Source organism: Campylobacter sp. LR264d (assembly GCF_008633895.1).
In the GTDB taxonomy this organism is placed as follows: Bacteria; Campylobacterota; Campylobacteria; order Campylobacterales; family Campylobacteraceae; genus Campylobacter_D.
Map to the genome: position 1 here is coordinate 1 of NZ_VJNT01000032.1, position 10,986 is coordinate 10,986.

The 10,986-nt window shown below is 30.0% G+C and carries 15 protein-coding genes and 1 pseudogene; 8 read left to right on the forward strand and 8 right to left on the reverse strand.

From position 1 onward, the window contains the following. Positions 1 to 116: 116 nt before the first annotated feature. Positions 117 to 653 carry a ribonuclease HII gene (locus FMM56_RS07030; protein WP_150140947.1) on the reverse strand — a complete coding sequence of 179 codons (537 nt, stop codon included), beginning with the start codon at positions 651 to 653 and terminating at the stop codon, positions 117 to 119. Positions 654 to 756: 103 nt separating this feature from the next. On the opposite strand from FMM56_RS07030, the gene FMM56_RS07035 reads away from it, so the two are divergent. The 6 genes from FMM56_RS07035 (at position 757) to FMM56_RS07060 (ending at position 5,147) form a co-directional block, all read left to right on the forward strand. Next, entirely contained in the window at positions 757 to 2,136 is a 1,380-nt protein-coding gene (locus tag FMM56_RS07035) for a COG3014 family protein (protein ID WP_150140949.1), read from the forward strand. A gap of 51 nt (positions 2,137 to 2,187) precedes the next feature. Further along, positions 2,188 to 2,793, forward strand: coding sequence for a penicillin-binding protein activator LpoB (lpoB, locus tag FMM56_RS07040; RefSeq protein WP_223810233.1), 606 nt, complete (start codon positions 2,188 to 2,190; stop codon positions 2,791 to 2,793). Continuing rightward, the gene (locus FMM56_RS07045; protein ID WP_150206333.1) at positions 2,793 to 3,857 is read left to right on the forward strand and encodes a CsgG/HfaB family protein; all 1,065 of its coding nucleotides are present in this window, start codon (positions 2,793 to 2,795) and stop codon (positions 3,855 to 3,857) included. Before lpoB ends, FMM56_RS07045 begins: the two co-directional genes overlap by 1 nt. Before the next feature lie 150 nt (positions 3,858 to 4,007). Continuing rightward, complete coding sequence (rplU, locus tag FMM56_RS07050; RefSeq protein ID WP_150140955.1) at positions 4,008 to 4,316, forward strand: 50S ribosomal protein L21; 309 nt, start codon at positions 4,008 to 4,010, stop codon at positions 4,314 to 4,316. Positions 4,317 to 4,319: 3 nt separating this feature from the next. After that, on the forward strand, positions 4,320 to 4,574 hold the full coding sequence (gene rpmA, locus FMM56_RS07055; RefSeq protein WP_150140957.1) for a 50S ribosomal protein L27: 255 nt from the start codon (positions 4,320 to 4,322) through the stop codon (positions 4,572 to 4,574). A gap of 72 nt (positions 4,575 to 4,646) precedes the next feature. Continuing rightward, positions 4,647 to 5,147, forward strand: a complete 501-nt coding sequence (locus tag FMM56_RS07060; RefSeq protein ID WP_150140959.1) for an NAD(P)H-dependent oxidoreductase — start codon at positions 4,647 to 4,649, stop codon at positions 5,145 to 5,147. On the opposite strand, the gene FMM56_RS07065 is transcribed toward FMM56_RS07060, so the two are convergent. Both FMM56_RS07065 and msrP read right to left on the reverse strand, forming a co-directional pair. Further along, the gene (locus tag FMM56_RS07065; RefSeq protein ID WP_150140961.1) at positions 5,144 to 5,668 is read right to left on the reverse strand and encodes a sulfite oxidase heme-binding subunit YedZ; all 525 of its coding nucleotides are present in this window, start codon (positions 5,666 to 5,668) and stop codon (positions 5,144 to 5,146) included. The genes FMM56_RS07060 and FMM56_RS07065 overlap by 4 nt on opposite strands. Further along, positions 5,665 to 6,555 carry a protein-methionine-sulfoxide reductase catalytic subunit MsrP gene (msrP, locus tag FMM56_RS07070; RefSeq protein ID WP_150140963.1) on the reverse strand — a complete coding sequence of 297 codons (891 nt, stop codon included), beginning with the start codon at positions 6,553 to 6,555 and terminating at the stop codon, positions 5,665 to 5,667. The genes FMM56_RS07065 and msrP overlap by 4 nt, the downstream gene beginning before the upstream one ends. Positions 6,556 to 6,895: 340 nt before the next feature. On the opposite strand from msrP, the gene FMM56_RS07075 reads away from it, so the two are divergent. Next, positions 6,896 to 7,345: a Dps family protein gene (locus tag FMM56_RS07075; protein ID WP_150139899.1), complete on the forward strand. Its 450-nt coding sequence runs from the start codon at positions 6,896 to 6,898 to the stop codon at positions 7,343 to 7,345. 58 nt (positions 7,346 to 7,403) lie between these two features. Here the strand turns inward: FMM56_RS07075 and FMM56_RS07080 are convergent, their stop codons facing one another. Beyond that, complete coding sequence (locus FMM56_RS07080) at positions 7,404 to 8,207, reverse strand: hypothetical protein (protein WP_150139898.1); 804 nt, start codon at positions 8,205 to 8,207, stop codon at positions 7,404 to 7,406. 74 nt (positions 8,208 to 8,281) lie between these two features. Here FMM56_RS07080 and FMM56_RS07085 point away from each other — a divergent pair, with 74 nt between their 5' ends. Next, positions 8,282 to 9,265: an argininosuccinate synthase domain-containing protein gene (locus tag FMM56_RS07085; RefSeq protein WP_150208186.1), complete on the forward strand. Its 984-nt coding sequence runs from the start codon at positions 8,282 to 8,284 to the stop codon at positions 9,263 to 9,265. 134 nt (positions 9,266 to 9,399) lie between these two features. Here FMM56_RS07085 and FMM56_RS09235 read toward each other — a convergent pair whose 3' ends face one another. The 4 genes and pseudogenes from FMM56_RS09235 to FMM56_RS07095 all read right to left on the reverse strand — a co-directional run. After that, positions 9,400 to 9,633 (reverse strand): HaeIII family restriction endonuclease, encoded by a 234-nt coding sequence (locus FMM56_RS09235; RefSeq protein WP_263312619.1) that lies wholly within the window; start codon positions 9,631 to 9,633, stop codon positions 9,400 to 9,402. Further along, positions 9,590 to 10,012 carry a HaeIII family restriction endonuclease gene (locus FMM56_RS09420; RefSeq protein ID WP_411675407.1) on the reverse strand — a complete coding sequence of 141 codons (423 nt, stop codon included), beginning with the start codon at positions 10,010 to 10,012 and terminating at the stop codon, positions 9,590 to 9,592. The genes FMM56_RS09235 and FMM56_RS09420 overlap by 44 nt, the downstream gene beginning before the upstream one ends. Then, entirely contained in the window at positions 9,996 to 10,340 is a 345-nt protein-coding gene (locus FMM56_RS09240; RefSeq protein WP_263312620.1) for a HaeIII family restriction endonuclease, read from the reverse strand. The genes FMM56_RS09420 and FMM56_RS09240 overlap by 17 nt, the downstream gene beginning before the upstream one ends. Then, a pseudogene (locus FMM56_RS07095) lies at positions 10,330 to 10,986 on the reverse strand (DNA cytosine methyltransferase); the annotation flags it as partial. The gene FMM56_RS09240 and the pseudogene FMM56_RS07095, both read right to left, overlap by 11 nt.

Consider the following 10,986-nt stretch of genomic DNA (forward strand, 5'->3'; position numbering starts at 1 on the left):
TTAATAAAAGTTTGAAAATAGCAATTTTCAAACTTTTTTATTTAAGCTTAAGCAAGACAATAAAATTTAAAAAAGTTCGCCCTACTCTAAAGCTTAAATTTCTAAAATCTTAATTCTCAAGTCAATTTAAAGCTTTTTCTATGCAAAGTACATGGTCCAAATTTAGTAATTAATTCTTTATGAAGGGCTGTTGGATAGGCCTTATGCTTTTCAAAATGATAATTTGGAAATTCTTTTGCTATATCTATCATAAATTTATCCCTGCTAACCTTTGCTAAGATACTTGCTGCACTAACGCAAGGTATTAAAGAATCGGCCTTTATCAAAGTCTTTACCTGTGATACATTAAAATTTGTATTGCCATCATACAAAAAATCGCTTTTTTCAAAATGCATACAAATTATTTCAAGTCCTTTTTTAAGACAGGCACTAAGTCCGAATTTATCTATATTTTCGTTTGAAAAACTAAGTATTAAAAAATCAGAATTATTTATAATTTCATAAAAAAATTTTTCTCTTTGCTTAGGGCTTAATTTTTTAGAATCCCTTAAATTTAAATTATCTTTTTTTAAACAACAAGCTGCCATATATAAGGGTCCAGCAAGTGCCCCCCTACCTGCTTCATCAATGCCTACAAGAGATTTTAAAAACATGGTTTGCCTTTTTTAAGATATACAAAATTTTATTTTATCACATTTAAGCAGGTTATTCTTTTTTTGGTATACTTTAAAAAGTAGTGTTAAAAAAGGAAAGTGAGTGTATAAAATTTGTTTAAATGCTATTATTGCTTTATTATTTGTAGCTTGTAGTTCACACGAACAATATAACGCATATTATCAACAAATTTTAATAAGCCAAACTTGCGACCCTAATTTTTTTGAAAAAGAAAACGAAGATATAAACGAAGATAATGATAGTATCTATAAAGGACTTAATACTGGATATATAGCAAGGGATTGTAAGGAATTTAAGCTAAGTAATGATATTTTTGACAAGGTTGAAAATTCCTATAAATTCGATGTTGACTTAGAAGGGGGCTTTAGCAAGGGAGCAAAATACACTACTTCTTTACTTATAAATGACACGATTTTTGATTATCAGGGTTATTTGTATGAAAGAATTATGCTAAATGCCTATAAGGGCTTAAATTTTATGCAAGAAAATGATTTTGAAAATGCTAGGGTTGAATTTAATAGGGTTTTAATAAGGCAAGATAGGGCAAAGGATTATTTTGACGCACAAATTGAAGAAAATCAAGAAGATATACAAAAAGCAAAACAAAATGATAAATATTATACGCAAAATGTAGAAAATAACACAAAAGATATTTATGAAAAATATGAGCATTTATTTGATGATTTTCAAGCACAAAAGGACTTTACAAATCCTTATGCTACTTATCTAGCCTCTGTATTTTTCTTTTTAGACAAAGATTATAAAAGGGCACAAGATTTATTAAAAGAAGTGTATGCTACTTATCCAAAAAACGATGAGTTGCAAAAAGAATTTAAAATTTTTAATAATTTTTCGAATTCTTTAAGGACAAATGAGCTTCAAAAATATATCTTTGTTGTTTATGAGGATGGGCTTAGTCCTCAAATTGATGAGTGGAAATTTAGTCTGCCTTTTATATTTAATAAAGGCGTAGCAACCATTAGCATAGCCTTGCCTACTCTTACAAAAAGAGGGCATTCTTATGAGTATATTTTAATAAATGATGATTTTAAAAGTGAGCTTATATTTGATTTTGATTCCATTGTAGCTAGTGAATTTAAAACAAATTTAAGCACTATTATAACAAAGGCCTTGCTTTCAAGCATCTTAAAAACGGGCTTAACTATAGCTACTACTCAGTACAATAGCGATAATGCCTGGGTAAATATGAGCATGGCACTTTTAAATATTAGCATGTCAATTTATAATGTTGCTAGTACTCAAAGTGATGTAAGGTACTGGAATTTTTTGCCAAAGCAAATTCATATTGCTATGTTAGAAAATCAAGGTTTTATAGATATTAAAGCACCAAGTGGTTTAAGGCTTTTTAGTAGCCAGTTAGACCTGTCAAAAAATGTTTTAATCGTGTTGCGTTCATTTGCACCACAAATTCCGTCTCGTATTTACAAAATGGAAAACTAGTTAATATACAATTTCAAGAAAGGAGTGGAAATGAAAAAATTTTTTCTTAGTATGTTAAGTCTTACGACTTTAATCTTATTGTCAGCGTGCAGTTCAAGTGCTGTTTATACCGATGGTTATGCTAGTCAAAAAGAAAAGGGTGAAGCTTTAACTCTTGGTCTTGATAGGGAAGATTTTGAAAGGACAGCTGAGCTTATGATTGAAAGCATGTTAGCAGACCCTGCATTTGCAAATATCCAACAAAGCCAACGCAAGGTTGTAGCTATGGGTAAAATTTCAAATGATACTGCCCAAAGGATTGATACAGAAAAACTTACCTCTAAGATTACTATTGCTTTGAGAAAATCGGGTAAATTTATACTCACAACAGCAGTAGCAGCAGGTGGTGCACTAGATGAGATGAGTGAGTCGCTAAGAGAACTTAGGGATAATGAAGAATTTAATCAAAAAACTATTTCTAAGAAAGGTACCATTGTAGCCCCTGATTATTCACTATCTGGCAAGATTAGACAAGATACGGTTAAGCTTAAAAATGGCGATATACAAGCTGAGTATTTTTTCTTGCTTAGAATGACTGATGTAAATTCTGGCCTTGCGTTTTGGGAAGATGAAAGAACCATTAGCAAGACAGGCGATAAAAAATCGGTAACTTGGTAATGAAAGCTTTAATCACATTATTAAGCCTTACGGCTTTGGTATTTGGGGCACAAACAATCATTCCTTTAAAAAGAAGTGATGTTATAGTTTTTGATTATATACCTTCAAACTTAGATTCTAATGGCACAAGCCCTACTCAAGTATTAGTTGGCAATGATTTAAATGCAAGTAATGAAATAGCAAGCAACGAACAGCCCGTGCAAAATCCTATAAATTCTCCTGCAAAGGCTACCTTTATGGAGATAAATAACGCAAAGGGCGTAGCAAAAGATAAAAATGAGGCCTTGCATAATGCTTTAAATTCAGCACTTACTGGCTTAGGTATAAGTAATGATAAGTCAAAAAGTGAGATTAAGCAAATTAAACTTAAAGATGAGTTAGTAGGTCAAATAGAACAAAACTCAGCTAAGCATTTAAAAAATGCCTCAAATAACAAAATTGACGCTTATCAAGTAAATAATATCAATCAAAACGAAGATGGTTTATATGAACTTGAACTTAGCACTTATAAATTTTTGTTTAATTCAAATTCAAAGCTAAAAGTCGTACTTTTTGATTCTGGTGATGCTACAAAAGATGCAGCCTTAAAACAAACATTAAGCGAAGCCCTAACAAAAAGCACTCATTTTCAACTTTTAGATAGAGATAGTAATTTTAAGCAAGAAACAAAATTCCTAAAAAGTGAAGACGCTTCTGTTGAAGAAAGTTATAAACTTGGAAATGCTTTGGGGGCTGATTATATTTTAGATTTTGCTATTACTGGCATTCAAAAGGCTAAGAGTTCAAATATTTCTTATAATAGCAAACAAGAAAAATATACTATAGCAATTAGCTATAAATTTACTTATTTTCCAACCAGAGAGGTGCTTTTTTCTGATACCTTAACTACAAATGTAAGGGATAATGATTTAAAAAAGGCAGTAAGTGATTGGCAAAGGGCTGCTAATGAAGTTTTAAACACACTTCAAGCCTATCTTTTTGGTGAAGAAAATAATGTAGCAGAAGAAGGAAAAGGTGCTACTTATGAACGTGGAGAAGATGGTGGCGTTAAGCTTGGTTTTTAATTTCAAAGTCTTTTGACCTTGAAATTTTTTAAATTTAATTAAATTTTCAAGTATTTTATAATAGAATCCAAATTTTTTAAGCCATTAAAGCTTTTAAATCCAAAATTGGTGCTTTGTGGTAACTTTAAATTTTAAAGAAAGGCGTAGAAAATGTATGCTATTATCAAACATAGTGGAAAGCAGTATAAGGTAAGCGTTGGCGATATTTTAAAACTTGACCATTTTGACGCAGAAAAAAAAGCTGTGGTTGAGATAAACGAGGTTTTAGCTATCAATGACAAGGAATTAAAGCTTGGAAATCCTTTAATCTTAGGTGCTAAGGTTATCTTAGAAGTAATCAACGAGGGCAAGGATAAAAAAGTAGTTATTTATAAAAAAAGACGTAGAAAGGATTCAAAGCTAAAAAGAGGCTTTAGAAGACAATTTACACGCGTCATCGTAAAAGACATTAAGGAGTAAAAAATGGCACATAAAAAAGGGCAAGGTTCTACTCAAAATAATCGCGATTCTATAGGTCGTCGTTTAGGTGTTAAAAAATTTGGTGGCGAATTTGTTAGGGCCGGGAATATCATAATTCGCCAAAGAGGTACAGCAACCCATGCTGGAAATAATGTAGGCATAGGCAAGGACCATACTATTTTTGCACTTATTGATGGCGTGGTAAAATTTGAAAGAAAAGACAAAAATAGAAAAAAAGTTTCTGTTTATCCTTCATAAAAAAGAGCGTTAAAAACGCTCTTTAATTCTAAACTCACAAATTTTTAACTTTTTCAAAACATAGGAGAAAAAATGAATGTTTTAATCTTATTTGGTCACACTTTTTGGGAACATTCTAAGGTAAATAAAGCATTAATTGAGTCTATTAAAAACGAAACAAATATTAAAGTTCAAAATCTTAACACCACTTATCCTAACGGGCAAATAGATATTGAAAAAGAACTTGATTTGCTTAAGAATGCAAATAAAATTATCTTTCAATTTCCTCTTTTTTGGTTTAGTACCCCTAGTATACTTAAAGAATGGCAAGATAGGATTTTAACTAATATTTTATATAGTCAAAATCCAAAATTATTAAAGGATAAATATTTTCAAATCATCACAACAGCAGGTGGGACAAAATCAAGCTATGATGGTCACCATGGGGCTACTATAAATGAGCTTTTAAAGCCTATTTATTATAGCTTTGAGTATTCTTCTTTAAAGAGCTTAGAACCCTTTGTAATTTATTCAGCCAGTGTTGCAAATTTGGCATTAAACGACTATAAACAAGCAGTTTTAAGCATAAATTAATTTTTAAATTTTAACCTTTTTATGAGATAAACAAGGCTTATTAAAAAGGCTAAGAATAATACAGAAAATTGAGGTATATTTGGGCTTTTAGCTGCTAAAAAATAATGTAGACTTGCCATTATTAAAGCCACAAATCCTAGCTTTCTTAAAATGGCAAGTTTAGACCCAAATTTAAAAGAACTTATAAGCATTAAAAGCATTATAACAAGGGCTATAAGACCACTTAATTGCCTTAGTGTTAAATCATCATAAACCCTTAAAATGCTTAAATTCTTTTCAAAGACAAAATAATTTAAAAAATGACAAATTGCATAAAATACGCTAAAAAATCCAAAAAATTTAGCTAAATTTACCTTTTTGACAAGGCGAAAAATGGCAAAAAATAGGCTTAAAAACAAGAATATTAAAGAAAAAACTCCACTTAAAAAGTAAATATCCTTTACAAAATCAAAGCTTTGTTTTAACTCAAACACGCAATAAATAATGCTTAAAATAAAAATAAGATATAAAATAATTTTCAAAAATTCTTCCTTAAATCTAAATTTGCATACAAATGTGAGACCTCTTTTTCATAGCCATTAAACAATAATGTAGGCTTTGTGAAAAATGAACCAAGTTCCCTTTCATAAGCTTGAGACCATCTAGGATGCGAAACTTGAGGATTTACATTTGCATAAAAGCCATACTCATTAGGATTATAAAGTTCCCAAGTACTTTTTGGTTGGGTTTGCGTAAATTCTATTTTAACTATGGATTTAATGCTTTTAAATCCATATTTCCAAGGTACTACTAAGCGAATCGGGGCCCCATTTGAAGCCTTTAAAGGCTGTTTGTAAAGCCCTACTGCTAATATACTTAAAGGATTTAGCGCTTCATCCATTCTAAGTCCTTCTACATAAGGATACTCAAGCACTGGAAAAAAGGCTGCCTGATCTTCAAATTTGCTTTTATCAAAAAGAGTAGTAAATTTAATAAATTTCGCCTTTGAAGTTGGCTTAACCTTGTCGATTAAATGTCTTAACTCAAAGCCCACCCAAGGAACTACCATAGACCAAGTTTCAACACAACGAAAGCGATAAATTCTTTCTTCTAAGGGAAATTTTATAAAATCATCCATACTCAAACGTATAGGCTTTTCACATTCCCCACCTATATCAACCATCCAGCCATTTGTATTAAAGCTATTTGACAAGGCAACCGCCCTTTTTTTATTTGTAGAAAATTCATAAAAATTTATATGATTATTAACCAAGCTTTCATCACTTAATTTTAAACTTGTTTTATCATCTTTAAGAAAATTTAAAGCCTGTAATTTAGTACTTAAAAGCGTAGTACTAAGCAAGGTACCTGCACCTAATTTTAAAAATTCACGTCTTTTTTTATATAAATCATGTGGGGTAATTTCCATAATTATCCTTTATTGCTTTTTTAAAATTAAATCTTAAAAATATTAATTAATAATTAATATCTATAAATAAAAAATATCTAAATTTGCTTTCAACTCCTTTTTATAATTTAAAATATTATAATATTTTTTAAAAATCAAATTTTTAGCTATATGAAAAATAAGATAAAATTTAACTTAATTCTTTATTTTGTAAAATTTCTTTGATATTTAAGATTAATTTGTATAAAATACAATATAATAAGAAATGATTTTATAAAAAATATAAATTTTTAATTAATAAAAATTATTATTTAAGAATTTTATGCTATAATCTCGAAAAATTTTTAATAAAGGAGACAAAATGTCAGTTACGCAACAATTAAATCAGTTACAAGCTGATGCTCATCACTTATGGATTAAATTCCATAATTATCATTGGAATGTAAAGGGGCTTCAATTTTACTCAATTCACGAGTATACAGAAAAGGCTTATGAGGAAATGGCTGAGCTTTTTGACGATTGTGCAGAAAGGGTTTTACAACTTGGTCAAAAGGCTATAGTTTGTGGAAAAGCCTTGCTTGAAACAGCCAAAAGCCCGAAGGTTGAAACAGATTGCTTTACAGCGGTTGATGTTATGGGATACTTAAAAAAAGATTACGAATATCTTTTAGGTGAATTTAAAAAACTTAATGAAGTTAGTGAAAAAGAAGGCGATACAACAACTGCAGCCTTTGCACAAGATAACATAGCAAAGTATGAAAAAGCACTTTGGATGTTAAATTCTGCCTTACAAGATACTTGCAAAGTATAATTACAAAGGGAGTTTAACTCCCTTTTTTAATTCTTAAAAATACAAAAATTTAAAACTCTTAAACAAATTTATCTAAGATTACTAAACTTTGATTTTCTATATTAATTTGCAAATCTTGATTTAAATTTTGACTTAAATTTGCTAATTCTTCAAGCCTTGCATATTCGCTTGGATTTTGAGATTTAAGCTCAGATTTTTCGGTTGCAGTTAAGGAGTCAAGCCCTTGTTGTCTAGCCTTTTCAACCAAATCTTCTTCTTCGCTTGACTCAGAATTGCCAGAACTTCCCGTATAAGACATTAAATTTGAAAACAAAGCAGAAGTAGCCGCACTTTTTGTAGCCTCAGCACTTTGGGTACTTTGGGTTTCATTGCTTATAACACCGTCTGCATCGCTATCATTTGCAACTAAAAAATTTAGCCTTTGTTCAAGGTCTGAGTCCATATCTATGCTATTACTTCCCTTATTTAAGGCTTCAAGGCCAATAGATTTTGTATCCTTAACTCTCAAAGCATTATTTATAGTTTCATTATCCAAATTTGAAACAGCAACAGAAAACCAAGAAGATACGAAATTTTCAGCATCTCCGTTTAATCTTACTGATTTATCATCCCTTACTACATAGTTAGTATATGAACCAAAATTCTTTTGCAAACTAGCATAATTTTCATCGCTTAAATTTAAAGAAACCAAAGCCCCGCTACTACTATCTTCAAAGACTACCTTAACCCCATAAACTGAACCCTGCGACATGCTAGTAACTTCACTTGTTTCATTTTTTAAGGCTAGAATTTCCTTTTTTTCTATATTTGTGCTTTGTGCGTAAAGTGAAGTCGTGGAATTTGTAGAATTTATAGTATTCATCTTATCCTCTTTGTTAGAAAGTTTTGCTAAAATTTAATATCGACAATTTTATAAAAAATCTTAAAGGAAAGCAAATGAAAGCTTTAGCTTTATTTAGTGGAGGTCTAGATAGTATGTTGGCTATCAAGCTTATCACAAATCAAAATATAAAAGTACATGCCTTAAATATAAATATAGGCTTTGGTGGACGTGAAGACAAAAGCGAACTAATGGCAAAGAGAGCTAGTATGGCAGGGGCTAGTTTTGAAGTAATAGACGTTAGAAATGAGTATTTACAAAGAGTACTTTTTAACCCTAAATTTGGCTATGGAAAGCATTTTAATCCTTGCATTGATTGCCATGCTTTTATGTTTAAAACTGCTTTGGCTATGCTAGAAAGTAAGGAAGCAAATTTTATAATCACAGGAGAAGTGCTTGGACAAAGACCTATGAGTCAAAGAAGTGATGCCCTAATGAGTGTTAAACGGCTTTCAGGCGATGAAAATGATTTGATTTTAAGACCTATGTGTGCTAAAAATTTAGCCCCTACAAAACCTGAACTTTTGGGTTGGGTTGATAGAAATAAGCTAGAACAAATAAGTGGTAGAAGTAGAAAAAGACAGCTTGAAATGGCTAAGGAATTTGGTTTTGAAGACTTTGAAAGCCCCGGTGGAGGCTGTCTTTTAACCATAGATAGCTTTGCTAAAAAGATTCAAGATTTTAAAAAATTTGATGATGAAATGGAAGTAAATGACGCACAACTTTTAAAATATGGAAGACATTTAAGATTAAAAAACGGGGCTAAGTTAATAGTTGGCAGAAACGAACTTGAAAATACGCTTTTGCAAAATTTAAAAACGAATAAATATGAAGAATTAAAACTTATTGATTTAATAGGGGCTTACTCGCTTGTGGATAAAAATATAAATGAAAGCGACCTAGAAATTGCCCTTAAAATCGCCCTTGCCTACTCAAAGGCAGACAAAAATAAACAATATCAAATAAAATTTAAGGATAAAATTTACACTTCTTGTCCCTTTGATGATAAAAAGCAAGTGAGTGAATTTTTTGTGGTGTAACTTACTTTGCTCATAAAGCCTTTTAGTTGCGAATAACTCGTCAAAATTATCGCTATTCTTTCCTGTTCTTTTAAAGGTGATAGTGGATAGAGTAAAAAGTTTTAAATAAATAAATTTTAAACCTTAAATTTATCCTACTTATCCACCCATTTTGCATTTATCGTTATGATACTATTTGGCATGTTAATAAGTTTAATATCAAATTTTAAACTTGTTTCTACCTTTGTGGAGACATTGTGTATTCTAAAGCTAAATTGCCAACTATTATTAAGATACAATAAAATAGTAGTTTTAGAATGAGATTTTAGCTCACAAGATATTATTTTATCTGGCAAAGCAACAACCAGGGATTGTAATTGTTTTAGCATTTTTATTTAAAGTTCCTAAATGATTATAGCTTTGAATTTTTGTAACTTTTTCCTTATCAACGCTAATCATTTTATAAAAATCAAATTTTCCTATTAAATATTTCACCAATAAGGTACTAATATTATTTTTTTCTTGTCTTATTATCTCATCTTTAAATGCTTTTAAAATAGGTAAATATATTTCATTTTCTTTATTTTTTAGCTCTTTCCATATTTTTTTATCATTTTTATAATTTTGAAGCTTATCAAATATGGGTTTTATCTCGTCCCAATACTCCTTACTACACTTAATGTCATACCATTTTTCTCCAAAATCTATTTTTGAAGAAAGTCTACTATGTTTTACAGCAAAATGATTATGTTTAATGCTTAATCCAATTTCCCCAAACTATTTTTTCTCTAGCAATGATTATATCCCTTATATATGCGTTTTCTCCATTTGCATCATTTTGAGAAAAAAGTTCTAAGATATCATCACCTTCTAAAATCAATGGTTCAAGCTTTAAAAGCATTAAAACTCCTGCATTTGCTGAGATCATTAAGCTTTTTTGCATTAAATTATCTATTTTGTCAAAAGTGTTTTTATTTGTTATAAAAGCATTGTTTTTATTGATTTTAATTTTTCTAAATTTGCTAATTTCTTTTTGTAGTTGGATTAAATAAGCGTACTCTAAAGCCCTACCAAAATCATTGTTTTTAGTGCTCATTTAGGACTTTTTTTATAGACTTTGCTAACTCATAGGCCAAATTTATAGGTACTGCATTGCCTATCATTTTATAGCCATCTTCTAAACATTCATCATAAAATATAAAATTATCAGCAAATCCTTGAATCCTAGCACATTCTCTTACGCTCAATCTACGATATAAATGTTCTTGTCCTGGCATAAAAATATTTTTATTTTTAGCTATATTTGGCATTTTTGGGGCTTGTGGGTGAAGTTGGCATTGTCTACCACTAGCTTGAATCGTATAAGCAGGCTCATCCCAAGCTCGAACTCTATTTCTACTCATAAAAATAGTAGAATACGGACCTATAAAATATTCATGATTTTGAATTTTTAAATTAGTATTTGCCTTATTTTTTTCCTTAACCGGTTTGTGAGTGTCCTTTAAGTCAAAAATAACATCTTTCAAGCTTAATCTTGTTTTATATGATTTTGGAATATTATATTTTATTTTTAAATCTTTGCGAAAACCAAGATAAATTACGCGTTTCCTATCTTGTGCCACGCCATAATCAACTGCATTTAACACAAAAACATTTAAATCAACCAGCCTTTGAATTCATTTTTTATATTTTCAATCGCAGTACTATGCCTTTTTGCAAGCATTCCAGGAACATTTTCAGCT